At 37.7% G+C, this 23,874-nt stretch carries 23 protein-coding genes; 3 read left to right on the top strand and 20 right to left on the bottom strand.

The window, feature by feature from the left end; genetic code table 11:
- Positions 1 to 58: 58 nt before the first annotated feature.
- The 13 genes from murD to J7E77_RS17210 form a co-directional block, all read right to left on the bottom strand.
- On the bottom strand, positions 59 to 1,411 hold the full coding sequence (gene murD, locus J7E77_RS17270) for a UDP-N-acetylmuramoyl-L-alanine--D-glutamate ligase (RefSeq protein ID WP_214715969.1): 1,353 nt from the start codon (positions 1,409 to 1,411) through the stop codon (positions 59 to 61).
- A gap of 1 nt (position 1,412) precedes the next feature.
- Complete coding sequence (gene mraY / locus J7E77_RS17265; protein ID WP_168242711.1) at positions 1,413 to 2,387, bottom strand: phospho-N-acetylmuramoyl-pentapeptide-transferase; 975 nt, start codon at positions 2,385 to 2,387, stop codon at positions 1,413 to 1,415.
- 1 nt (position 2,388) lies between these two features.
- Positions 2,389 to 2,832, bottom strand: a complete 444-nt coding sequence (locus J7E77_RS17260; protein ID WP_214715967.1) for a hypothetical protein — start codon at positions 2,830 to 2,832, stop codon at positions 2,389 to 2,391.
- A gap of 2 nt (positions 2,833 to 2,834) precedes the next feature.
- Complete coding sequence (locus J7E77_RS17255; protein ID WP_214715965.1) at positions 2,835 to 4,295, bottom strand: UDP-N-acetylmuramoyl-L-alanyl-D-glutamate--2,6-diaminopimelate ligase; 1,461 nt, start codon at positions 4,293 to 4,295, stop codon at positions 2,835 to 2,837.
- A 189-nt stretch (positions 4,296 to 4,484) separates the two neighbouring features.
- A complete protein-coding gene (locus J7E77_RS17250) occupies positions 4,485 to 6,404 on the bottom strand; it encodes a stage V sporulation protein D (protein ID WP_214715962.1) in 1,920 nt (639 codons plus the stop codon).
- Between the two features lie 118 nt (positions 6,405 to 6,522).
- Positions 6,523 to 8,763 carry a penicillin-binding protein gene (locus J7E77_RS17245; RefSeq protein WP_214715960.1) on the bottom strand — a complete coding sequence of 747 codons (2,241 nt, stop codon included), beginning with the start codon at positions 8,761 to 8,763 and terminating at the stop codon, positions 6,523 to 6,525.
- 1 nt (position 8,764) lies between these two features.
- A complete protein-coding gene (gene ftsL, locus J7E77_RS17240; RefSeq protein WP_214715959.1) occupies positions 8,765 to 9,118 on the bottom strand; it encodes a cell division protein FtsL in 354 nt (117 codons plus the stop codon).
- Positions 9,119 to 9,177: 59 nt separating this feature from the next.
- Positions 9,178 to 10,110 carry a 16S rRNA (cytosine(1402)-N(4))-methyltransferase RsmH gene (gene rsmH, locus J7E77_RS17235; RefSeq protein WP_214715958.1) on the bottom strand — a complete coding sequence of 311 codons (933 nt, stop codon included), beginning with the start codon at positions 10,108 to 10,110 and terminating at the stop codon, positions 9,178 to 9,180.
- A 63-nt stretch (positions 10,111 to 10,173) separates the two neighbouring features.
- Complete coding sequence (mraZ, locus tag J7E77_RS17230) at positions 10,174 to 10,605, bottom strand: division/cell wall cluster transcriptional repressor MraZ (protein WP_214715957.1); 432 nt, start codon at positions 10,603 to 10,605, stop codon at positions 10,174 to 10,176.
- A 155-nt stretch (positions 10,606 to 10,760) separates the two neighbouring features.
- Positions 10,761 to 12,395 (bottom strand): bacillithiol biosynthesis cysteine-adding enzyme BshC, encoded by a 1,635-nt coding sequence (bshC, locus tag J7E77_RS17225; RefSeq protein WP_214715956.1) that lies wholly within the window; start codon positions 12,393 to 12,395, stop codon positions 10,761 to 10,763.
- 87 nt (positions 12,396 to 12,482) lie between these two features.
- Positions 12,483 to 12,878: a DUF3397 domain-containing protein gene (locus J7E77_RS17220; RefSeq protein ID WP_214715955.1), complete on the bottom strand. Its 396-nt coding sequence runs from the start codon at positions 12,876 to 12,878 to the stop codon at positions 12,483 to 12,485.
- Positions 12,875 to 13,777: a 2-dehydropantoate 2-reductase gene (locus J7E77_RS17215; RefSeq protein WP_214715953.1), complete on the bottom strand. Its 903-nt coding sequence runs from the start codon at positions 13,775 to 13,777 to the stop codon at positions 12,875 to 12,877. The genes J7E77_RS17220 and J7E77_RS17215 overlap by 4 nt, the downstream gene beginning before the upstream one ends.
- A 117-nt stretch (positions 13,778 to 13,894) precedes the next feature.
- Entirely contained in the window at positions 13,895 to 15,418 is a 1,524-nt protein-coding gene (locus J7E77_RS17210) for an acyl-CoA carboxylase subunit beta (RefSeq protein ID WP_214715951.1), read from the bottom strand.
- A 227-nt stretch (positions 15,419 to 15,645) separates the two neighbouring features.
- Between J7E77_RS17210 and J7E77_RS17205 the strand changes: the two genes are divergently transcribed.
- Entirely contained in the window at positions 15,646 to 16,122 is a 477-nt protein-coding gene (locus tag J7E77_RS17205) for an N-acetyltransferase (protein ID WP_168242699.1), read from the top strand.
- Positions 16,123 to 16,157: 35 nt separating this feature from the next.
- Here J7E77_RS17205 and J7E77_RS17200 read toward each other — a convergent pair whose 3' ends face one another.
- From J7E77_RS17200 to J7E77_RS17185, 4 genes are all read right to left on the bottom strand, one after another.
- Positions 16,158 to 16,787 carry an RsfA family transcriptional regulator gene (locus J7E77_RS17200; protein WP_214715949.1) on the bottom strand — a complete coding sequence of 210 codons (630 nt, stop codon included), beginning with the start codon at positions 16,785 to 16,787 and terminating at the stop codon, positions 16,158 to 16,160.
- An 82-nt stretch (positions 16,788 to 16,869) separates the two neighbouring features.
- Entirely contained in the window at positions 16,870 to 17,631 is a 762-nt protein-coding gene (locus J7E77_RS17195; RefSeq protein WP_251028097.1) for an enoyl-CoA hydratase/isomerase family protein, read from the bottom strand.
- A 198-nt stretch (positions 17,632 to 17,829) separates the two neighbouring features.
- Positions 17,830 to 18,003: a 50S ribosomal protein L32 gene (rpmF, locus tag J7E77_RS17190; RefSeq protein ID WP_026566356.1), complete on the bottom strand. Its 174-nt coding sequence runs from the start codon at positions 18,001 to 18,003 to the stop codon at positions 17,830 to 17,832.
- 83 nt (positions 18,004 to 18,086) lie between these two features.
- Positions 18,087 to 18,614, bottom strand: a complete 528-nt coding sequence (locus J7E77_RS17185; RefSeq protein WP_168242697.1) for a YceD family protein — start codon at positions 18,612 to 18,614, stop codon at positions 18,087 to 18,089.
- Between the two features lie 233 nt (positions 18,615 to 18,847).
- On the opposite strand from J7E77_RS17185, the gene J7E77_RS17180 reads away from it, so the two are divergent.
- Positions 18,848 to 20,068, top strand: coding sequence for a nucleotidyltransferase (locus J7E77_RS17180; protein ID WP_214715948.1), 1,221 nt, complete (start codon positions 18,848 to 18,850; stop codon positions 20,066 to 20,068).
- Positions 20,069 to 20,096: 28 nt separating this feature from the next.
- Here J7E77_RS17180 and J7E77_RS17175 read toward each other — a convergent pair whose 3' ends face one another.
- Both J7E77_RS17175 and J7E77_RS17170 read right to left on the bottom strand, forming a co-directional pair.
- The gene (locus J7E77_RS17175; protein ID WP_214715947.1) at positions 20,097 to 21,116 is read right to left on the bottom strand and encodes a SepM family pheromone-processing serine protease; all 1,020 of its coding nucleotides are present in this window, start codon (positions 21,114 to 21,116) and stop codon (positions 20,097 to 20,099) included.
- An 8-nt stretch (positions 21,117 to 21,124) separates the two neighbouring features.
- Positions 21,125 to 21,904, bottom strand: a complete 780-nt coding sequence (locus J7E77_RS17170) for a patatin-like phospholipase family protein (RefSeq protein WP_214715946.1) — start codon at positions 21,902 to 21,904, stop codon at positions 21,125 to 21,127.
- 235 nt (positions 21,905 to 22,139) lie between these two features.
- Here J7E77_RS17170 and ylbJ point away from each other — a divergent pair, with 235 nt between their 5' ends.
- Positions 22,140 to 23,354, top strand: coding sequence for a sporulation integral membrane protein YlbJ (gene ylbJ, locus J7E77_RS17165; protein WP_214715945.1), 1,215 nt, complete (start codon positions 22,140 to 22,142; stop codon positions 23,352 to 23,354).
- A gap of 23 nt (positions 23,355 to 23,377) precedes the next feature.
- On the opposite strand, the gene coaD is transcribed toward ylbJ, so the two are convergent.
- On the bottom strand, positions 23,378 to 23,863 hold the full coding sequence (gene coaD, locus J7E77_RS17160) for a pantetheine-phosphate adenylyltransferase (RefSeq protein ID WP_168242692.1): 486 nt from the start codon (positions 23,861 to 23,863) through the stop codon (positions 23,378 to 23,380).
- Positions 23,864 to 23,874: the final 11 nt, after the last annotated feature.

Genomic DNA, 23,874 nt, shown 5'->3' with positions numbered 1-23,874 from the left:
ACAATACACCTCAACTGCTAGTTTTAGGGCTTTGCAGAACCACGCGAGGTACAAGCCCTTACTTAAGCTTATGCACCGCTTCGATAAAAATGTCTCCCCTGACCTCAAAAGTTTTATATTGATCCCAGCTCGCACAAGCAGGAGATAACAATATTACGTCACCTGATTCGGAGTATCGATAAGCTTCAGGCACTGCCTTGTCAACATTATCGACACGGATGATTGTTTTTATTCCAGCCAATGTCCCGATCCGTTCCATCTTAGGAGCGGTTTGCCCAAATGTAATCATTGCTTTTACATTTTTTAAATAAGGCAGGAGCTCATCAAACTCGTTACCGCGATCCAAACCGCCTGCCAGCAGAATAACAGGTGCTTCAAACGCAGCTAAAGCATTAATGGATGCCAGAATATTCGTCGCTTTAGAATCATTATAGAATTTTCTACCGTTCACTTCTGTAACGAATTGCAGGCGGTGCCTGACACCAGTAAATGTACGCAGAACCCTTTGAATCGCGCTATTTTCTACGCCTGAAAGCTTTGCCGCAGCCATAGCAGATAAAATATTTTCAAGATTGTGGTTGCCCGGCAGAGCTATTTTCTCAATTTCCATCACTTTTTCTCTATTAAATATAATCCAACCATCGGAAATATAAGCACCTTCCGACAGTTTCTTCTTTGTAGAAAAAGGAATGATGCTGGCCTTAGAGTGACGAGCAACTTCTAAAGTTTCTTCTTGATCCGCATTGACAATGAGATATTCAAGTTCTGTTTGATTTTTTGTGATGTTTGCCTTTGCTGTAATATATTCTTTTTTTGTCCCATGATAATCCAAATGGGCATCATATAAGTTTGTAAGAACGGCAATTTTAGGATTAAAATTGACAATCCCCATTAATTGAAACGAAGATAATTCAATGACAATCGTATTGTCTGCAGTTGCTTCCTCCGCAACACCTGATGCCACTGTACCAATATTCCCTGCAATTAGCGGGTTCTTTTCATCCTCTTTCAACATTTCATAGACTAAAGTTGTCGTAGTTGTTTTCCCGTTTGTTCCTGTAATAGCAATAAATGGGGCTTCCGAAACCTCATACGCAAGCTCTACCTCGGTGATTACCGGAATTCCTTTTTCAATAGCTCCAGCAATCATTGGGTTGTTATAAGGAATACCTGGATTCTTAACGATCAGCTCGAAGCCTTCATCAAGAAGTTCAATAGGATGTTCACCACAAATCACTTTTATCCCTTGTTCTAATAGCCCTTGTGCCTCAGGATTTTCCGAGAATGGCTTTTTATCATTAACCGTCACAAATGCTCCAAGCTTATGTAATAGAGCGGCTGCTGTTACCCCGCTTTTCGCCAAACCAAGGACAAGAATTTTTTTATGACTGAAAGTTTTAATCTGTTTCAATTTATAACCACACCTCTATATAGATTCCTAGTATCGCAAGGATTAATCCAACACTCCAAAAAGTGACGACAACACGCCATTCCGACCAACCTACTAATTCATAATGGTGATGCAATGGGCTCATACGGAAAATCCGTTTACCGGTTGTTTTAAAGGAGATAACCTGTAAAATAACGGATAATGTTTCAATGACAAATACTCCTCCGATAATGATAAGCAAAATTTCAAGTTTGGTAAGAATTGCGATAGTGGCAATTGCCCCTCCAAGGGCAAGTGAACCGGTATCTCCCATGAAAACCTTGGCTGGATGGGCGTTAAACACCAAGAACCCTAACACAGCTCCTACAACCGCCACAGAAAATATCGCAATTTCCATCTGTGATTGATTCCAAGCAAGTACTGCTAGTGCACCAAAAGCAATTGCTGCGGTACCTGACACCAGGCCATCAAGTCCATCGGTTAAGTTGACCGCATTTGAAAAGCCAACTAACCAGAATATGATGAAAAAGATGAAAAACCAGCCTAAATCAAATGTTGTATCAGTAAATGGAATACTAATTTCGGTAGAGAAACCTTGTTGTTTATAGATAAGATAAAAGATAATTGAAATAATGATTTGACCTGCTAGCTTTTGTTTAGAGGTTAATCCTAAATTCCGTTTTAACGCAACTTTGATAAAATCGTCTAAAAAACCAAGCAATCCAAAACCAAGCGTTACAAGAAGCAGCAAATATGTTTTAACGGTCGGTTCAGAAAATTTTCCAGTCATTACAAGTGTCGTAATAACGATCGAAAACAAGATCATCACACCACCCATGGTTGGTGTGCCAGATTTTTTCTGGTGGGATTTTGGCCCTTCTTCACGAATGCTTTGTCCAAATTTCAACCTTCTTAAGAAGGGAATAAATACAGGAGAAAGCAATACTGATATAAGAAAGCCCATAATTATTGTGAAAAAAATAACTTGCTCGAGCATTTTATTCCCTCCTTTCAGGTTTGTTTTTATTAATTACCTCGTTTAATAACACAGATATATCATATGTTTCGTTATTTTTATTAAGAAGTTTTTTATTTGAAAATTTAAAGTTAGTTATCGCCATAATTTTGTCTGTTTCTCCATTTAATTTTTCAATATATCTATTTAAAATTGTTACAATTGCATCAGCAGGATCGTTTGTAAAAAATACTGGAAAATGGTTCGGAGTATACCTTGGAAGATCGTGTTCTTGATTCCAAATAGCTGCGATTGCTCCATTGGCAATCGCTTCTGAAAGCTCACCATACATTCCGTTATATGACACAAATAATCCTTTTGGCTGCGCTTCGTTTGCTTGGTCGCTAACCGAAGCAAACAAAAAATCGTCTTGGATTCCACGGCTAGAATCAAATAGACCTCCCAAGTCTTTCAAAGCTAAATACATAGCTATCTCCCCTCAATCGCTTCCCGTGCTACCAGCCTGTCATCAAAATCGTGAACGACATTGCCAATAATTTGATATGTTTCATGGCCCTTACCGGCTATTAAGATCACATCTCCTGTTGTTGCCTGTTGTATTGCTGTATGAATCGCTTCTTTACGGTCAGGTATGATCTTATATTTTTCACCCTCAACCCCCGCTTCCATTTCCTTCAATATTGCTAATGGGTCTTCACTTCTAGGGTTATCTGACGTGAGGATAGGATCTGTGGCCAATTGACAGGCTATCTGAGCCATCAATGGCCGCTTCGTACGATCTCGATCTCCACCGCAGCCTACGATGACGAAGATTCTTTTTTTGGCAAAATGCTGAACCGTCTTTAATACATTTTCAAGGCTGTCAGGTGTATGGGCATAGTCAACAATAACCGTGAAATCTTGTCCTGCATTTACAAGTTCAAACCTTCCTGATACACCTTCTACACTTTCAATGGATTTAATAATTTCATTAATTTCGACTCCGGACACAAGTGAGGCAGCAATACTTGCTAAAACATTATAAACACTGAATTTCCCAATTAATTGCATTTGGATCGGAAATTTTTCCGTTTCGACAAAAAGATTGAAATGAGTACCAGAGGAAGTCATTTGGATGTTTTTCGCTTGAATATCGGCCTTGTTGTCGATTCCATATGTAATTACATGTGCGGCAGTTGACCTGCTATACATATCAGAGGCTGGGTCGTCTGCATTTAAAACAGCAAATTTTGGTTTATGATGATCAAATGTATTACCGAGCTGGGCAAATAATAAACTCTTCGCACGCTTATATTCATCCATTGTCTTATGATAATCCAGGTGGTCTTGCGTTAGATTTGTAAACACTGCCACATCATAATCGCAGCCATGGACCCTGCCAAGGTCTAAGGCATGCGAAGAAACCTCCATTACAGCAGTAGTTACACCTGCTTCAACCATTTGCTGAAAGGTTTTTTGAAGTATCAAGCTTTCAGGTGTGGTGTTTTTGGTTTCAATCGTCTTTTCAGCTATTTTAGTGTACATCGTGCCAATCAAACCAGTTTTTTGACCAGCATCTACCATTATTTTTTCAATTAAATGACTGGTGGTTGTTTTTCCATTTGTTCCTGTGATCCCAATTAAATGCAGCTTTTTAGTTGGCTGCCCATAAAGAGTATCAGCTAACACAGCCATTGCTCTTGTTGTATCTTTTACAAGAATAACAGGCACATCAAGTGATAACGGACGTTCCGCAAGTATGGCTGCTGCGCCGTTTTTGACAGCTGATTCTGCAAAATCATGACCATCAACTGTATAACCTTTAATACAAATAAATAAGCTCCCTTTTTGCACCTTCCGATTATCGTTTTCGATCGATGTAATTTCCAGATCTTCACCTTTAAAAGGAACTAAAAGATGCAAATTCTTAAGCAGCTTTTGTAGCTTCATTTCTCTCAAATCCTCTCATGACCGTACATACATATTACCAGTATTCACCTTAAAATTCTTCTTAACGAAAGTTCCATCTTATTTTACATTAAAATATTTTATTTTGCTATTTAGTTATATAAGCTTAAAGAAAAAATTAGGCGGCGGAAAACATTCCGACCGCCCTAACAATAAGAAATTCAACTCGAGTTATTCTTCTTTACCAAAATAAAGCCTAATTTTTGACCCTTCCTTCACTTTGGTTCCGGCTACAGGAGATTGCCTAATAACCACATCTCCCTCCCCGCTGGCATCTACCTTTAAGTTAATAAGCTGATCCATTAACTCCATTTTTGTTAAACCGGTAAAATCAGGAAGTTTTATTAAAGGAGTATCTGGCCATTTTAGTTCTTTTTCAATTTGATCCTTTCTCGGCTCAACCCCCATTGCTTTCATGCTATCTTTCATAATATTACCTACAATTGGAGCGGTAATGGTTCCCCCAAATGCCGTAACTCCTTTTGGGTTATCAACAGCAACATAAACGACAATCTGTGGGTCATCAGCAGGGGCAAAGCCCATAAAAGAAACAATAAAGTTATTTTCTAAGTATCTGCCGTTTTGTGCTTTTTGCGCAGTCCCTGTTTTACCACCAACACGATAGCCTTCAACAAATGCCCTGCCACCTGTCCCTTGGGCCACTACACTTTCAAGTGCATGGCGGATTTCCTTTGAAGTTTTCTCGGAAATTACTCTTCTTTTTTCAACAGGAGAATTCCTCATTACAATCTCTTTGGTTACAGGATCAATTAACTCTTTCGCAATGAACGGCTTGTATAATATTCCGCCATTGACCGCTGCTGACACTGCGGTTACCTGCTGGATCGGTGTTACAGATACTCCTTGTCCAAAAGCAGTTGTTGCCTGTTCAACAGGACCTACGCGGTTCAAATTAAATAAAATCCCTGTTCCTTCACCTTGTAAATCAATTCCAGTTTTCTGACCAAATCCAAAATCCTTAACATATTTAAAAAGCTTTTCTTTTCCTAGTCGTTCACCTAATTCAACAAATCCAGGGTTACACGAGTTTTCAACAACCTCTAAAAATGTTTGATCACCATGCCCGCCCCGCTTCCAGCATTTTAACCTTGCACCTGCTACTTGAACCGACCCAGAATCATGGAAATGTTCCTTTTCCAAGTTAACCTTTCCTTCATTCAATGCTGCAGCAAGGGTAATAATTTTAAAAGTTGAACCAGGTTCATAGGTTGACCAAACTGGCAGGTTCCGATTATAGACCTCTTGGGGTACATTCCGGAAATTAGCAGGATCAAAAGTTGGTCTGCTTGACATCGCTAAAATTTCACCACTATTTGGGTTCATAGCAATGGCGATAATACCATCTGGGTTGTATTTTGCCTCAGCAATATCTAGTTCTCTTTCGACAATGGTTTGTATCTTTGAATCGATTGTCAGTTTTAATTCAAGGCCCTTTACAGGGTGCTCATAATCATCAGCCATGCTATTCATTCTTTTTCCTTTAGCATCCGCATAAAATTTAACTGCTCCACGTTCACCTCTTAACTCTTTATCATAGTACTGCTCGAGTCCCATCAAACCTTGGTTATCCACCCCAGTGAATCCAAGCACATGGGAAAGATAACTCCCATTTGGATAATGGCGCTTGGAGTCTTCCCCAATATAGACGCCATCAAGACCGAGGGCTCTGATTTCTTTTGCCTTTTCATGGGAAATTTTTCTCCCTTCCTTAATCCGAACGGAAGAAGCACTTTTTGTAATTTCTCGATAGGCTTTCTCTTTTGGCATATTTAACACAGAGGCCAGCTTCTCTGCTGTTGCTGCCGGATCTTTTACTTGTCTTGGCATAACATAAACAGTTGGCGCACTAATATTTGTTGCTAATGGGATCCCATTCCGGTCAACAATTTGTCCGCGCTCAGGTTCGAAGGGGATATTTCGGCTCCAAGAATCCCTTGCCCCTTTAGTCAGCCAATCTCCAAGGACAAATTGCACATATCCAAGCCGCACATCAATAATTAAGAAGGTTAGAATACCAACGAATAGAGCAATCATTAATCGATTACGGACAGTTACATTTGAAACTCGCATATTTTGAACGACCCTCCTTTTTCTATCGTTCATTTATATGCTTGTACTTTTTTTATTAGAACGCCGACTAACGTTAATAAATAAGAGAAAATCCCGCTCTAGTAAGCGGGATTAACGTTTAATCTTGGACTATTTCTTCAATGGTTTCTTCTGATTGGTCTTGACCATTTGAATTAGCCTGATTTTCTTGAGTCCACTGTTCTTCAGGAGTTTTTAAATCAACTATTAAGAAATCACCGTTTCGCATAATCGTTTTTGGTTTGATATTTTGCTGAGTTACGTAGCCTTGTCCCTTTGAATTCAGTTTTAAGCCAGCAATATTGGCTACTTTCATTACATCTCTAAGTGACCAGCCTGTCATATCTGGGGCCAGTTTATCTCCATTTGTTTGGATGATTACCTTTTCCCCCTCTAAAACAGTCGTACCTGACTCTGGTAGTTGTCTGACAACTTTTGTTCCTTTCCCTATTACAACGGTTTCAATGTCCTTTGCCTCTAGTTCTTTTTCTGTTGCCTCGACCGACTTCCCGATAAAATCTGATAGTTTATTTAATTGTGCTTTTTGACTCTTAGAAGGTTGGATATTTAAATATTGCAAGCTGTTTTTCATGACAGGATTAAAAATTGCCGAGACAGGAAGGGCACCTATGCCGGTTCCATCAAGATCAGGCTGCTGAACAGCAACATATACAATCAACTTGGGATCATCCTTAGGGGCCATGCCTAGAAACGAAAACATATAGTTATCTGCCCCTTGTAAATATCTTCCGTTCGGTCCTGGGATATTAGCTGTCCCCGTTTTACCAGCGACACTGTAGCCATCAATTTTGTAACGGCCACCCGTTCCATTAGGTGAAGTAACAACGGTTTCAAGGATATCACGAACCTGTTTGGCAGTCTCTTTTGATATAGGAGTTGAAACGACCTCAGGAGTGGTTGATTTAATCGTTTCTCCTGTGTCATGATTGACAATTTTTTTGACAACATGCGGCTTTATCATTTTCCCGCCATTAGCTATCGCTGTCGCCGCTTGAATTTGTTGAATCGGTGTAATTGCCGTTCCCTGTCCGTATGCAGTTGTAATTTTTTCAATCGGATAAGTAAACTGAATCTTTCCTGAGGTTTCATCGGGAAGATCAATACCCGTAGGTTTATCAAAGCCAAATTTTGTTAAATATTCTCTAAACTTTTCAAAACCCAATTTCTCCTTCGCAATCTTCGCAAATGCAACGTTTGATGAACGTTGCACACCTTCAAGATAGGTGATGGTTCCCCAGCCGGAGTAATTATGGTCATGAATTGCTTTATCCTTTTTGGTAACTTGATAGGAACCAGATTGATAGGTTTCATTCGGATTAAAAACCTTTTCTTGCACCGCTGCTGCAAGTGTAAATATTTTCATTGTCGATCCAGGTTCAAATGAGGTTTCAATAGCTTCATTATGCCAGCCTTTATCAATTCCTTCTTTTGTTTTTGGATGGAAGGACGGCCGTTGCCCCATCGCTAATATTTCTCCTGTTTTCGGATCGGCTACAATTGCAATAATTTTTTGAGGTTTATATTCCTTATCTACCTTGTTCATTGCATCTTCTAAAAAGGTTTGAATTTTTTGGTCTATGGTCAAATAGACATCATTCCCATTTTGAGCAGGAGTAATTTTTTCCTTCTCGTCCGGAAGTATATAGCCCCACAAATCACTCTCAAAATTTAATTTACCATTTTTTCCTGTTAATTCATCATTTAGAATTTTCTCGATTCCCATTTTCCCAATTGATTTAATCGTTTTATCCTTTTGCTCAATCCGGTCTGCATACCCAACTAAATGTGAAGCAAAAACTCCGTTTGGGTAAAAGCGTTTGGACTCACGGAGAAAAGTTATTCCAGGCAACTTTAAATCTTCTATCTTTTTCTTTGTCTGATTAGTAATATCTTTGCCTTCCTTGCCAAACTCAACCTGAAATTTCTTATTTCTTATTCCTGTAGTTAAAATATTATAAATCTCTGACTCATCCATTTCTAAGTATTTAGCTAATTCCTTTGCTGTTTTGTCTGGGTTTTTAACGTGTTGCGGTTTTTTGGGATTCGTCGTCATCTTCTTATCTAAAATAGCGATTAATTTATAGGCATTCGTATCTTCAGCAATTACCCCGCCATTCCGATCAAAGATATCGCCCCTTAAGGCCGCCAAATTCCCTTCCCTGCTATATTTCTCTTGAGCTTTCGCAGCAAGAGGCTGCCCGTCTACTTCTCCAGAGATTTGTATCGAAAAATACCTACAGAGTAATACAAAAAAGAGCAAGCCAAATAATCCAAATAAAATGGCTGCTCCTGCATTCATATATGGTTGTTTCTTGTTCATTTTAATGCACTACCTTGACATTATTTTCATTTTTAATAAGGCCCATTTCATTGGCCTTTTGATAAATTCGATCATATGCACTTAATTCGCTTACCTGAACCTGTAAATCACTATTTACCTTCTGTTGTTCGGACACCTTTGCTTCAATAACCTGGATGTCCTTATTGACCTCGTAAATTTTAGATTGGTTCGAAATAATGTGAATCGCCCCAAAACATACAAATCCAGCAAAGGCTAATCCAATTATTTTTTCTCCTGGAGTAAGCCAGGATTTTTTGATAATTACTTGACCTTTTTTTTGGACTTTCTGCTCTGTTTGTTGCTGCTCTAGATACTTCCTGGCAAGATTACTCAAACGCTTCCCCTCCAGATTTTATTCATTTTCTACCACCAATGCATAGGTGATAGTATTTTTTATAATTTTTCTGCAATACGGAGCTTTGCAGATCGGGCACGATTGTTTTGTTCTAATTCTTCTTCAGATGGAAGAATTGGTTTCCGTGAGATTAGCTTTAAGATCGGTTTATACTCATCTGGAATGATTGGTAAACCTGGAGGTAAATTAGGGGTTTCACTTGCTTTCTTAAGGGCTGCCTTGCAAATCCTGTCCTCTAGAGAATGAAAGGTAATAACACTTATTCTCCCCTCTGGGTTTAATAAGTCAATTGCTTGATTTATCGACTTTTCAAACACAGCTAATTCATCATTAACAGCAATTCTTACTGCTTGAAAAACTCGCTTGGCAGGATGTCCACCTTTTCTTCTAGCAGGTGCTGGAATAGCATCCTTAATCAATTCAACTAATTCTGCCGTTGTTTCAATTGGTTTTGCAAGTCTTGCCGCTTCAATTTTACGTGCTATTTGTTTAGAGAATTTTTCTTCTCCATAGCGGAAAAAGATGCGAACTAAGTCTTCATATGCCCAATGATTAATCACATCATAGGCAGAAACATCAGCATCATTATCCATCCTCATATCGAGTGGTGCATCATGATGATAGCTAAAACCTCTTTCTGGTGTATCCAATTGTGGTGAGGATACCCCAAGATCGTATAGGACTCCGTCAACTTTAGCAATTCCTCGATCATTAAGCTCTTCTTTTAAATATAAGAAATTGCTTTTTATTATCTCTAATCGGTCTCCATATTGTGCCAACTTCTCTTTAGCATGTGCAATAGCTGTCTCATCCTGGTCAAATGCAAATAGTTTACCGCGGGCTCCGAGTTTTGAAAGAATCAAGGAACTGTGTCCCGCCCCACCCAAAGTACAATCAACATAAATACCATCTGACTTAATATTTAATCCATCAACAGCTTCCTTTAACAACACAGTTGTATGTTCAAACATGTAGTAACCACCTTTTCCAATCGAACGATATATAACAGAAAATATATTAACATAATTTATCCATTATATATCAAAGCCAATCATATTTTCTGCAATTTCCGCAAAAGATTCTTCAGACTGTGAAAAATAGTCTTCCCAAATCTGTTTGCTCCAAATTTCAATTCGATTGGAAACACCCAAAATTACACATTCTTTTTCTAGCTTTGCATATTGCAATAGTGGTGCTGGGATATTAATTCTTCCTTGCTTATCAAGTTCACTCTCTGTTGCTCCAGAAAAGAAGAAGCGAGTAAAAGCACGGGCATCTTTTTTTGTCAGAGGTAAGCCTTTTAACTTTTCTTCGATAAGCTCCCACTCTGATATGGGGTAACCAAATAAACATTGATCCAATCCACGTGTGATAATAAACATTTCACCAAGATCATCACGGAATTTGGAGGGCACAATCATGCGGCCTTTATTATCAATGCTGTGATGGTATTCACCCATGAACATACCCATGACCCCCACTTTCTATTAAAAATGTACCACATTCCCCCACTTTCCACCACCTATTTTTTAACTATTCGCGTTAATTCTTAATTATCCTGTTTCATTAAGTTATTTTTTTACAAAAAAAAGAAAAACTCCACTATGTAAGTGAAGTTTTTCTATATTTTCATGACCTTGTGCCTTCCATCAAATTCGAATCTTCCTGTCATTAAGTCCTTAATAAAATTCAATCCATATTGATTTAGATAATAAAATACATTCCAAACCCTCTCTTGCGGAAAACCATCAGGTCTTAAAGCAAGATCGACACGCGCATATTTTTTGATCATATTATCGTGCTTTAATCTTACTGCTTCATCAAGTTTCTTTTCTAAAAAATCGATTTCTTTTAATAAGTAACCTTCGTTTTTCTTAAATAATGGTAGGAGGCCGCGGTCTAACTGAGCTGTTTTTGCTTCAATTTGTCTATATTGCTTTACTAATTGGTCTTTAGTAATTGAAAATAGTGACTCTACTTCTTTGTCTTTTATTGCTTCTAGAAATTGGTGTCTTCCTTTGTCCGTTCCAATGCTCAAAACTTCTGCTAAATTTAGATGCAATTCTGCAACATCTGTTTCCACCGATCGATCAAGGATGGTAATATTCAAACGGGGAACGATCGGCGGCATCTTCATATCAAAATGCTCAAAAACTAGTTTGAGTTCTGCCCAGTATGATATTTCACCTGGCCCCGCAATGAAAGCAACAGTTGGAAAGAGCCATTCCTGCATTAACGGACGCGTCACCACATTATTGCTTAAATTTGCCGGATTCTCCTCGGCTAGCACCACTAATTGTTCTCTCGTAAATGCCAAGGTCCCATTTTTCCCCACAAACCGATCATTTCCTCGATTGTACTCAAGTAGAATCCGTTCACTCATTTTCTGATCATAGTAGAATAGGTTGGCATTTTCTTCACTTGCATCAATCGTAATCGGAAAACCCTTTTTTCCAATTTCCCTTTGTTGTTCCAATAATTTGTTTGTTATCGCTTCATGGTGAAGAATTTGACTTTTTAAAAATTCTTTCTGCAGCAAACGAAACTCTCTGTTACCTGAATCAACAATTAATAACCCATAATCCTTGAACAATTCCATAATAATATTTGCGAAGAAATCGACGAAGGTGGTTGATATGGATATTTGTTCTTTGGCAAATTCTAATAGTGTATTCGTATGCTCTGTCTCACCGAAATTCTCAATTAGATTATTAACCCATGATAGACAGCTTTCTTTGTTTAACTGAATATCGGAGACCATTTTCTTATTAACTACTCTCTCCGGATAGGTCCATTTATCTACCTTTCGATTAACAGGCACAAACACATGATTAACTTCTTGGAAATCATGATCTTCGCCTGCAATCCAAAATACTGGAACGACTGGTACTCCAAGCTGCTCTTCCTTTTGCTCTGCTAATTTAATAATTGAAATGACTTTATGTATTGAATAAAGCGGCCCTGTGAGGATCCCTGCCTGCTGACCACCAATAACAACGAGGCTATTATTTGTTTTAAGTTTATCAATTGACTTGATAACAGCTTCAGACGATGGAAACTGCTTCATAAAGCTCTCAATGTGTTCAGCAACCTCTACGCGAGGAAATGACCGGTTACTTAGTTCAGAAACCCTTTTGGCATCATCGGTTAATTCATTATACCTGTAATGAAAAAATGGCTCGATTTCAGTAGACTGTTCCAAATAATTCGAAGCAAACCGATTTGTTGCTGGTAAAGAGAGATTTAAAATCTCCATTCATGTACTTCCTTTCTGATCACCCAAATTCATTCTTTTTAGAGTATACCACTACCAACCGGATTTGAAAAAAACTTTGGCTTGAAATCAGTTGGAAAAGGTAAATATTAATGCACGATGGATTAATCCATATAGCGTTAAGGTGATGTATGCAAGGAGAAAAAGGATAAAATTAAAACGCCAAAAACCCTTCATCACTTTTTTCAAAACAATTTCTTCTTTTACCTTCCAATGAACAAATACAAAAATCATCGCAATTAAAATCATTATTAGTATTATTAACCAAAAAAGTGATTTACCCCAAATAGTAGCGATTAAAAAATGAACGGAAATAATAAATAAAATCGTTGTATAATCAAGTGCCATGTGGACAGATTTTCGAGTATTTTTTTTCACCAGTTTTGTTATAAAAAAAACGATGAATAATCCTAAAAATGGCAAAGTGAAGAAAATAGATATTATGGAGGATAGAAAAGTAATCAAGAGTTCGCCTCCTTTAACACTTCTTTCCCTTTTATTAAATAATAAAGGTTCTCAACCTGAGGTGCTGTCATTTCCTTAAATTGTGCTTCTTCTAAAATATACCCTAAGATTGCATCTACTTCTGTCATTTTGTTCGCTTCAATATCCCTAAGCATGGAGGAGCGGTTTTCGGAGGTGTTTTTACATATATCAATAATTTGTAGTTGATGTACTTCAGCATTTTTCAAATTTAATACCGTAGAAATTTCGGAAAATAAATTTTTTAATACATGAAAATAGTATTGATTATTTATTAATTCGCCATTTTTAACATGAAGAATTGCCGTTAATGGATTAATGACTGCGTTGACAATTAATTTATTTTGCAGCATTTGAAAGTAATCCTCTTTGAGAACAAGTGGAAATTCGTTTGGTGCTGAAAAAACAAATTCACTCAAAAGTGTTGTATCTCCCTTGAAAACAGCAACATTAGTTATACCTTCACCATTATGGGATACAGTATATGAATTTTCTTTAAGGGCTCCGTGCTCCACTGATCCCACATAAATATTAGTAAACGGGATTGTTTCAAGCTGTTTTAAATGCCCCATGCCATTCTGTAAAAATAATAGATTGTTAGGAATTACCTGTAATTGATTTATTTTCTCAATAATTGGATAAAGATGATACTGTTTGACCGCGATAATTGTTATATCCTCTACTCCCTTCCACTCTGTAATTGGCAGGGCCTGTACAAAGGATATCGTTTGTTCTCCTTTTTTCTTTAGTACGATTCCATTTTTGTTTATCTCAGATGTTTGCTCTGTTGATCTGCAGTATATCGTAACCTCAAACACCCTACTAATATAAGCGGCAAATAATAAGCCAATTGATCCAGCACCTATAATTCCAACCCTCATGGTAACCCCTCTTTTTAGTCATCGTTACCCATATTTTATCAGATGCAGTCGATAGTTTGTTAGAAAGATTAGAAAAAATAAGCCCTATTCGACAACCGCCGAATAGGGTCTATAGAATTATACGGGGTAAACCGGATGCTTACGCACACTGAAATTTAATTCTTTCGTTTCATAGTAAGCAAAGCGTTGAATAAGTATATTTCGTAATTCAGACGGAGCGACGATTTCATCGATAATAAGCTCTGAAGCAAGCTTGTAAATGTCGATATGCTCTTTGTATTCTTTCTGTTTTTCTTGGACAAAAGCAATTTTTTCTTTCGGGTCGGTTATTTCATTAATTTTGTTTGAATAGACCGCATTGACAGCGGCTTCTGGACCCATAACGGCAATTTGTGCGGTCGGCAACGCGATGCAGCAATCAGGTTCAAAAGCGGGACCTGCCATCGCATAAAGACCAGCACCATAAGCTTTCCTAACAATTACAGATATTTTCGGAACAGTTGCTGAGCTCATAGCAGCAATTAATTTTGCCCCATGACGGATAATTCCTGCACGTTCAACCTTTGTTCCGATCATGAAACCAGGTACATCTGCCAAAAATAATAGCGGAATATGAAAAGCATCGCAAAGCTGAATAAATTTTGCAGCTTTATCAGCGGAATCAACAAACAAAACGCCGCCTTTTACTTTTGGCTGATTAGCAATAATTCCAATAGCTCTTCCATCGATTCTAGTTAATCCCGTTATCAATTCTGGGGCAAATAATTTTTTAATTTCATAAAAGCTATCTTGGTCCACAAGTCTATCAATACATTCATACATATCAAACGGTGCGTTTTGGTTTTCTGGAATGATCGCTTCTAGTTCACGGCCTTGTTTCGCTGCTGTGCCTTCAGTCATTCTTGGTTTTTCTTTAAAACTGCTTGGAAAGAAACTGATATACTTTTTAGCTGATTCAATCGCATCTTCCTCACTATAAGTGAGAACATCCCCACAGCCGCTGACAGAACAATGCATCCTGGCACCGCCCATTTCCTCAAGCGTTACCTTTTCGCCGATAACCTTTTCTGCCATACGTGGTGATCCCAAATACATCGAAGCATTTTGATCAACCATAATAACAATATCGCAAAATGCAGGGATATAAGCCCCACCAGCAGCGGACGGGCCAAACAGAATACATACTTGGGGAATCATCCCGGAAAGCTTCACTTGATTATAAAAAATTTTTCCCGCACCTCGTCGATTTGGAAACATTTCTAATTGATCTGTTATTCTTGCTCCTGCTGAATCGACCAGATAAAATAACGGAACTTTTAATTTCTCCGCTACTTCTTGAATACGGATTATTTTTTCAACCGTTCTTGCTCCCCATGACCCTGCTTTAATTGTTGAATCATTTGCCATGACACAGACAGTCTGACCTTTAATTTTACCAATCGCTGTTACGACACCATCTGCAGGAAGGTCACCAGCCTTAAAATTGGCGAATTTACCATCTTCTTCGTATTTTCCTTCATCAAGCAATAATTGAAGACGCTCACGAACAAAGAGCTTTTTTTGCTGTTTAGCCTTCTCATGATATTTTGGTTGTCCGCCGGATTCAATTATTTTACGGTTCTCGTTCAATTGATTTTTCAATAATTTTCCTCCTCAAAAAACGTCCGTTAATATGTTTCATCATCATTTTCTAAATTTCCTGCAATCTTTGAAAACGCTATCTGAACTTATTTGAAGAATTTTTTGAGTTTTTGTTATATAATAAAGGTAATTCATTTGAATAATGCAAAATTAATTTCATATCATGTTATTCAGGAACAAATGAATATATACAAGATTATGAGGTTTTCATATTTAGGAGGTCGACTATGGCAATTAAAGTGGAAAGACTAAAAGTAAACTTTAAAACACTAGAAGAGTTTAAAAAGTTTAAAGAATATGGGATTCAAGAATTGTCTATGCTCGAAGATCTTGAAGCAAATATGGTTGATAACAATAGCGACTCACCATTCTACGGAATTTATTTCGGGGACAAACTAGTAGCACGAATGAGTTTATATCAAATTGATGCAAAATTTGACCGCTACTTCTATCCGCCGCAAAATTACTTAGAACTATGGAAGCTCGAGGTATTGCCTGATTATCAAAGTAAGGGGTATGGCAAAGTGCTTGTAGAATTTGCGAAGAACTTTGGTCTCCCGATTAAAACAAACCCTAGAGTTCAATCAAGGAGTTTCTGGGAAAAAATGGACTTTGCCAATGTAGAATACGATATGGAGCGTGACCGTGGAGAAAATCCATTGGTTTGGTATCCTAAAGGCGTCGAACCACAACATCATAATTAAAAAAAATGAAAAAGCGGACATTAGGTCCGCTTTTTCTACTTTTCTACTCTTTCAAGGTTACCGTTTTTATCCATTTGAAATTTTACCTTTTGTTGTCGGTCCTCATCTTGAAGGACGACCATTTTTCGAGCTCTTTCCATAATTTCAATTAATGATCGATAATCCTCTTCGATTGCTTTTAAATTTTTGGATAATCTTTCATTTTCTGCAGCTAAATAGAATGCCTTCTTTTCCAACTCTTTGATTTTTTCAAAAGACCTCTTCCTGTCTGCTTCAAAATCGGATGAAACTTGCGCTTTTTGATGGAGACCCTCTAAAAATTGAATAACAGCCGAAAACGTAATTGTGCTGCTTGGCACATTTCCTTTTGGTGAAGGAACGCTTTCTACTTTAACTTCTTCCTGAATAGTCTCTACTTCATTCGAGACTGGCTGCTTTTTCAACTCTTTACGCTGCTTTTTGGCAAGCTCTATTCCTGATTTATATTGTTTTCTAACAAATGAATTCCAGCGAAAGCCACAGGCTGCAGAGGTACGCATAAGCTGCTTCCCTACTTCCTCAAACGCTTGCAGCTGTGTCCCGCCTTCACGGATGTGCCGTAACACAACTTCAGCAAGCAACAAGTCTTCGTCTTGGGACCATGCATCTTGTCGAGTTGGTGACATTAAATCATCCCTCCTAGTGTTTTTATAATACATATGCATCTACTAGAAAAGATAGACTTAATCAAAAGCGGTGTTTTAATCTTTATTCATTGTTTTTACCTATAAAAGTTTTTACATATTGATGATGGGCATCACTTTCCCACAATAAGGAACAATTTCTTACCTCTTCCTCTATTCTTTCACGCAAATTAGTTTCCTCCCACTTTCTAACCCAAAGCATTTTATAGGATTTCAGCACACTTCGATCATTTGTTAACATTTTCTCAAGGTATGCTTCACAAGCCTTAAGAGAGTTACCCCTATACAAAGCATCTATAAAACCAATTTCATTTAAAAATGACGCTGTTTGCAGTTCAGCCTCCATTAAAAGCTTCATAGCAGCTGAGACTGGGAACTTTTCTGTTAAAATTGAACCTCCACCCCAGCCTGTTGTTATCGCTTGCTTGCCTTGTACAAACCCTGCCTTTATACCTTCTCGCGCAATACGAAAGTCGCAAGCTGCTGCAAGTTCGCACCCGCCGCCAACCGCTGTTCCATTTATGAGAGACATGGTTGGAACCGCTAAGGTTAGCAGCGAATAAAGAATATTAGCCATTTTAGAAAGCATTGGGTACGCTTCTTCCTTTGTGTGAAGCTTATGAAAAACAGATAAATCTCCTCCCGAACAAAAAGCCCGATCGTCTTTTCCAGTAATCACAAGTGCCTTTATATCTGGTTCTGAGGCTCTTTTTATCGCCTCAGCTAAGCCTTCCATCACGTCAAAATTAATAGCATTTCTTTTTTCACTTCTATTAATCGTAAATAATAAATAACCCTTTTCCTGTTTTTCAATGGAATAAGACAAAATGTCGCAACCTTTCATTATTAATTGATAGGCTGTGTTAAACTTGTCTGTTGATTTCCGCTCCAATCAACAGATTGTGAAAAATCAACATTTAGCTTTAACACAGCCAATTGATAAAGGGATATAGTATGTATTTTTCTTAAAACGACAAAAGCACAAGGGCTATAACACCCTTGTGCTTTCTATCTTACCTTAAAATTAGTCGTTCACTACGTCTTTTCCTTTGTATGTTCCGCAAGCTTTACATACGCGGTGTGAAAGTTTCATTTCACCACAGTTTGGGCAGCTTACCATACCAGGTACGTTTAATTTAAAATGAGTACGACGTTTTCTTTTTGCAGTTTTAGAAGTCCTTCTAAAAGGTACAGCCATTCTTCCCACCTCCTTAAAGAGTATTAAGAAAGTAATGAAGGCCAGGAATTCTGGTTCTTCACTTTGCTTCTTAGATTTGTCGATTATGATTCGGAAGAAGAATTGTTTTCGTCAAAAAACTTTGCGAGACCAGCAAGTCTCGGATCCATTTTTTTAGATTGATCTTCCTCATGAACAACTTCCCAATCCTTGCCAGACTGTGGAGCAGCATCTTCATGATTAACATCGTCACAAAAAACTTGCATTGGAACCTCAAGTAAAAGAATTTCTCGAAGGATTGGCATTACATCAATCACATCACTATTTACTTGATATGCTTCCTCTTCAGTTTCATAAACTGAACCTTGCAAGAGGAACGTTTCAGTCGTTTCGACATTAATTGGAAGTTTTACATCCACTAAAGTACGAGAACAAGGAAGTATTAAGTAACCTTCGATTTTTAAATGGAATGTCACTTTTGTTGAATCGATATCTCCCCGACCAGTAATATGCATCGGAGAAACTTCTCGGATGGTTGGATCATCTTGTTTGATCTCATCCACACGAACCATCTCATCAATCATAAAATCCTTGTTTCGATATTTTTGTAATTGACTTAATGTCCATTTCAATTGAATCACCCCAAGGCAACAAAGGTAATTATAGCCTTCGATAAATTTTTTGTCAATGTTTTTTCTTTACACCCCGTCAGGTGATAAAAAGCAATCGCTCATATAGGTTTCCTATACTAGTTTAACCAGTTAAGCTATTTGCAAACATCTTTAATATCTTATCATATAATTTGATTGGTTTCCTTACATTATTGATATAATGTTAGTAGTTTAAAAAAAAAGGGAGAAAATAAATGAAATCTGTAGGATTAATAGTGGAATACAACCCTTTTCATAATGGACATGCCTTTCATTTACAAGCATCAAAGGAGGCTGCAGAGGCAGATGTTGTCATTGCAGTAATGAGCGGAAACTTTTTACAGCGCGGGGAACCGGCACTTGTTTCTAAATGGCAGCGCACCAAGATGGCATTGCTTAATGGAGTAGATATAGTCTTTGAGCTTCCCTATCGCTTCGCTACTCAGAAAGCGGAAACGTTCGCAAACGGTGCTGTGTCAATTTTAGATGCAGTCGGCTGCGACTCTCTATGTTTTGGCAGTGAAAGTGGGGATTTATCCTCCTTCATTCAAACTATCGATTACTTAAAAGATCAGCAAAACTCATTTAATGAAAACATCAGATGGCACTTAGATACTGGTGTCAGCTATCCTAAAGCCCTTTCCTTAGCTTTTAAACAATTGCCTAATGCAAATAATTATTTGGATTTAGCAAAGCCAAATAATATTCTTGGCCTTGAATACATAAAAGCAATCCAACGACAAAAGAGTTCAGTCAGTCCGATGACAATCCCACGAAAAAACGCTGACTATCACGATGAACATTTTGCTTCTGCAACAATTGCAAGTGCGACGAGTATTCGTAAAGCCATTTTTACAGATAACGCAAGCCAAGCAGAAATTAATCAATATGTACCAGAGCAAACAAAACTTTTATTAAAAGAGTATGTACAACAATTTCAGGGATTTCACCAATGGGAAAATTATTGGAGCTACCTTCAATTCCGCTTGATTCATTCTAGTCCAAGTGAACTCAGGGAAATTTATGAGATGGAGGAGGGACTTGAGAACCGACTTCAAGCAGCATCTCTTGTAACTGATAACTTTCATAAATTTATGCAGCAAATTAAAACAAAAAGATATACATGGACAAGGCTGCAAAGGTTATGTGTTCATATTTTAACGAACACAAAAAAGGAGGAAATGACGAGACACTCGGAAAAAGCCTCTTATCTAAGACTTTTAGGAATGACCAGTATAGGCAGGGAATACTTAAATAAGAAGAAGTCTCACCTTAGTCTCCCCCTTATTTCAAAACTAGCCTCATTTAAAGAAAAAGAAATAAACCTTGATATTAAGGCAGCTCGGATTTATTCTCTAGGGATTCCTAGTCATTTAAAAAACAAAATGCTTCGGCAGGAATTTGAGCAACCGCCAATTTATATACAGGAAAAATAAAAATGATGATGCAGACGCACCATCATTTTTATTTTTCCTTTAGCTTTTCTAAATACCTAACTGCGTCGTCAAATGTATCAATTGGAACGATCTTCATTTTGGTTTTTATGTCCCTTGCAGTCTTAACAGCATCCCGGTAATTGGAATTCTTTATCCCTTTTTCATTAGGAGCTAAAAAGTACTCCGCCCCAGCCTTGTCAGCAGCTACGATTTTTTGTTCAATTCCTCCAATAGGTCCGACTGTTCCATCCACATCGATCGTCCCGGTACCAGCAATTTGATAGCCCTTAGTTAAGTCTCCTTCTGTTAACTGGTTATAGATTTCTAATGAAAACATGAATCCAGCAGATGGTCCCCCAATTTCATCTGTCTTTACCTTAACCTTTGGCTTGACAACTATTTCTTTATCGTCCACTAGAGAAATCCCTATCCCCACCTTTTGAGGATTCTCTTTAAAAGGCTGAAGTTCTAATGTAACAGTCTTTGTACTTTTATTACGCAAGTAGGTTAATTTCACCTTATCCCCAGCTTGTTTTTTGCTTACGTAATCAATAAATTTTTCCGAAGAAGGCAATTGCTGCCCATCCACTTTAAAAATTCGGTCACCCGTGGAAAGCTTTCCTTCCGCAGGCATTTCTGGAATCACCTGCATGACATAGATCCCCTTATATTTATAATTTACAGGCAATCCCGCCTTACGGTAGGCAACTTCTATTGCATTAAGTTTTGAGCCAGCCATCAGATGGAGCTGTCTTGCATTGTATTCTTCCTCTGTTTCTTTTTTATTTAAAATCATATCTAATGGATAAAGTTCTTCATAATTTCGTATCTTTGCTTCTAAATAGGAGTAAATATTTGCTCTACCCATTCTAACTGTTGTAAGCATAAAATTACCTTTATCCTTATCGCCGCCTTCAACCATAATGATTGGTCCAAGTTCTTTCGCCATTCCAGGTTTTGAAACATAATAAGGCAATGAATAGAACATTCCCCAGATAAAAAAAATGGCAACGATTAGTGCAGAACCTATATATAATTTTTTGCGCATCGCAATTTCTACCCCTTCCACTGTTCAATCACGGTTTTTATTTGCTTTAGATGTTTTTTCGCTTCTTCCTCACCAAGATTAATGATCTCATCAATATTTGTGAAGGCTCGTGAACTATAAATTTCAACAGGGGGTCGAATCATTACACTGGCCGCGATCTCTCTATTGTTAATTATTTCCGCTTGCATAATGTCTATACTCTGCATAATCACATCGTAAATTGAGGTAATTTCTGCGTTCCGTTTCACCCTGGAGACATCAACTGCGATAACTATATCCGCCCCCATCTCTTTAGCCACAGAAACAGGAATACGGTCAGATACACCACCATCTACAAGGATTCTCCCATTATATTTTTCTGGAACAAAAATCCCCGGGATGGAAATACTTGCTCTTACAGCATCAGCAACCGGGCCCGTTTGAAAAACAACCTTTTCCCCCGTCAATAAATCAGTTGCGACGATACCTATTGGAATGGACAAGTCCTCAATGTTTTTTCCATGAGTAAAAACCTTAATAAATTCCTTTACTTTTTTTCCTGAGATAAATCCCATTTTCGGAACAGTAAAATCCAAAAAGTATTTTCTTTTAAAAGCAGTGGATAATTTATATAACCGATCCATGTCAATTCCTGCCCCGTAAAAACTTGCAACCAGCGCCCCCATGCTGCTGCCTGCAATCAGATGAATCGGAATTTCAGCATCTTTCAATGCTTTTATGACTCCTAAATGAGCAAACCCGCGTGCACCACCCGAACCAAGCGCCAAGCCTATTTTAGGGTGCTCCATTACTAAAGACCTCCTATTTAAAACTATTAGATATTTTTTCTTCTTAACAGACAGGACTTCCCGAAGCCAATCCACAGAAATAAGAAATCTCGTTCAATCTTATGGTCTAAATAAACGTTCTATGAGTATATTTGTTTTATATGAGGACAAGTCAGGATAAGAATATTTCTTATTTTACCATTCAATTAATTGATTGCACAGTTTCATCGATCCCTCTCGGAAGGAGGTTCCTTCATTGTTTCGTTCCAAACTAAAAACTATTTTTTTATCTATATCCGTCACTATTTTAGCTGCCTCCCTTATTTCTTATCCTCAAGAGTCCTTAGACGCTTCTATACGAGGGCTAAATATGTGGTGGGAAATTGTCTTTCCATCCCTATTACCTTTTTTTATTGTTTCTGAAATGTTAATTGGCTTTGGGGTTGTCAAATTTATCGGCGTATTATTGGAGCCATTAATGAGGCCTCTCTTTAAGGTACCTGGTGTTGGAGGGTTCGTTTGGGCGATGGGTATGGCTTCAGGATTCCCCGCTGGAGCAAAGTTTACCGCAAGATTACGTCAGGAAGGCCACTTAACACGAATTGAAGCTGAAAGACTTGTTTCTTTCACAAATTCTTCTAACCCTTTATTTATCTTTGGGGCAGTATCTGTAGGTTTTTTCTATAATCCTCATTTAGGTGTTATTCTTGCATTAGCCCACTATTTAGGAAATATTTGTGTTGGATTAATCATGCGTTTTTATGGGAATGAATCCCCTGACGAAATTAGTAAGAAAAATAAAAAGTTCAAAATCCGATTGGCTTTATCCGCTTTGCATCAAACAAGATTAAAAGATAATCGACCAATTGGTAAACTTCTTGGTGATGCAGTTAATTCTTCTATTCAAACTTTATTAATGGTTGGCGGGTTTATTATTTTATTTTCTGTGATTAACAAATTACTTTATCATTTACATATCACAGCGACACTTGCAAAATCAGTGGAGATCTTGTTATCCTCATTGTCTTTCCCTGAAATGTTAAGCATTCCATTTATATCTGGTTTATTTGAAATCACATTAGGCAGCCAACTAACGAGCCTGGTTCAAGATGCTACTCTATTACAAAAAGCAATGATTACCAGCTTTATCCTGGCATTTAGTGGATTTAGTGTCCAAGCACAGGTTGCAAGCATCCTGGCACAAACAGATATCCGATTTAAACCATTTTTTATTGCAAGAATCCTTCAAGGTATATTTGCAAGCTTGTTTGCATTGATTTTGTGGAAGCCAGTTTACTTGCGTTTCAATAATCAAGAGCAGCCTTCTAACGCTTTACCTGTTAGTTTTTTTGAAGACGGTTCATGGGGAGATCATTTTTATCATAAAATGATGGAAGTTGGTCCGCTTATCACCATTTTCTCCCTTTTTGTGTATGTGCTAATTTTGTTTTCCCGCGTAAAAAAACAATAAAAAAGAGCTGGCAAAGCTCTTTTTTATTGTTTTTTGAACTTCTTTTGTAATTCTTTTTCAACAATTGGTGGGACGAGCGTTGATATGTTCCCATTATATTTTGCCACTTCTTTTACAATACTGGAGCTTAAGAAGGAATATTGATTATTGGTCATAATAAAAAAGGTCTCGATATCTTCATTAAGCACTCTATTCATCGAAGTGATTTGCATTTCGTACTCAAAATCTGAAACTGCCCGCAATCCACGGATGATAGCATTAGCATTAACAGCCTTTGCATAATCAACAAGTAAGCCAGAATGGACATCTACCTTAACATTAGGAAGATCTTTTGTTACAGCCTGAATTAGATTCATTCGCTCTTCAACACTGAATAACGGATTTTTAGATGAATTGTTTAATACACTCACATAGACAGTATCAAATACTTTGGCACCTCTTCTAATAATATCTAAATGACCATATGTAATTGGATCAAAGCTTCCTGGACAAACGGCTATTTTTGTCAAATTGACTCCCC

This window comes from Bacillus sp. ISL-77 (genome assembly GCF_018613105.1).
The sequence above is the reverse complement of the archived record's forward strand: the minus strand, read 5'-3'. Positions and strand labels throughout refer to the sequence as shown.

What these genes read in the sequence shown, in the direction of transcription:
- mraY (WP_168242711.1), bottom strand. Translation starts at nt 2,387, where the DNA reads ATGCTCGAGCAAGTTATTTTTTTCACAATAATTATGGGCTTTCTTATA.
- J7E77_RS17205 (WP_168242699.1), top strand. Translation starts at nt 15,646, where the DNA reads ATGGCAATTAAAGTGGAAAGACTAAAAGTAAACTTTAAAACACTAGAA.
- J7E77_RS17250 (WP_214715962.1), bottom strand. Translation starts at nt 6,404, where the DNA reads ATGCGAGTTTCAAATGTAACTGTCCGTAATCGATTAATGATTGCTCTA.
- J7E77_RS17255 (WP_214715965.1), bottom strand. Translation starts at nt 4,295, where the DNA reads ATGAAGCTACAAAAGCTGCTTAAGAATTTGCATCTTTTAGTTCCTTTT.
- J7E77_RS17245 (WP_214715960.1), bottom strand. Translation starts at nt 8,763, where the DNA reads ATGAACAAGAAACAACCATATATGAATGCAGGAGCAGCCATTTTATTT.
- rpmF (WP_026566356.1), bottom strand. Translation starts at nt 18,003, where the DNA reads ATGGCTGTACCTTTTAGAAGGACTTCTAAAACTGCAAAAAGAAAACGT.
- J7E77_RS17175 (WP_214715947.1), bottom strand. Translation starts at nt 21,116, where the DNA reads ATGCGCAAAAAATTATATATAGGTTCTGCACTAATCGTTGCCATTTTT.
- mraZ (WP_214715957.1), bottom strand. Translation starts at nt 10,605, where the DNA reads ATGTTCATGGGTGAATACCATCACAGCATTGATAATAAAGGCCGCATG.
- J7E77_RS17215 (WP_214715953.1), bottom strand. Translation starts at nt 13,777, where the DNA reads ATGAGGGTTGGAATTATAGGTGCTGGATCAATTGGCTTATTATTTGCC.
- rsmH (WP_214715958.1), bottom strand. Translation starts at nt 10,110, where the DNA reads ATGTTTGAACATACAACTGTGTTGTTAAAGGAAGCTGTTGATGGATTA.
- J7E77_RS17200 (WP_214715949.1), bottom strand. Translation starts at nt 16,787, where the DNA reads ATGTCACCAACTCGACAAGATGCATGGTCCCAAGACGAAGACTTGTTG.
- bshC (WP_214715956.1), bottom strand. Translation starts at nt 12,395, where the DNA reads ATGGAGATTTTAAATCTCTCTTTACCAGCAACAAATCGGTTTGCTTCG.
- J7E77_RS17260 (WP_214715967.1), bottom strand. Translation starts at nt 2,832, where the DNA reads ATGTATTTAGCTTTGAAAGACTTGGGAGGTCTATTTGATTCTAGCCGT.
- J7E77_RS17170 (WP_214715946.1), bottom strand. Translation starts at nt 21,904, where the DNA reads ATGGAGCACCCTAAAATAGGCTTGGCGCTTGGTTCGGGTGGTGCACGC.
- J7E77_RS17180 (WP_214715948.1), top strand. Translation starts at nt 18,848, where the DNA reads ATGAAATCTGTAGGATTAATAGTGGAATACAACCCTTTTCATAATGGA.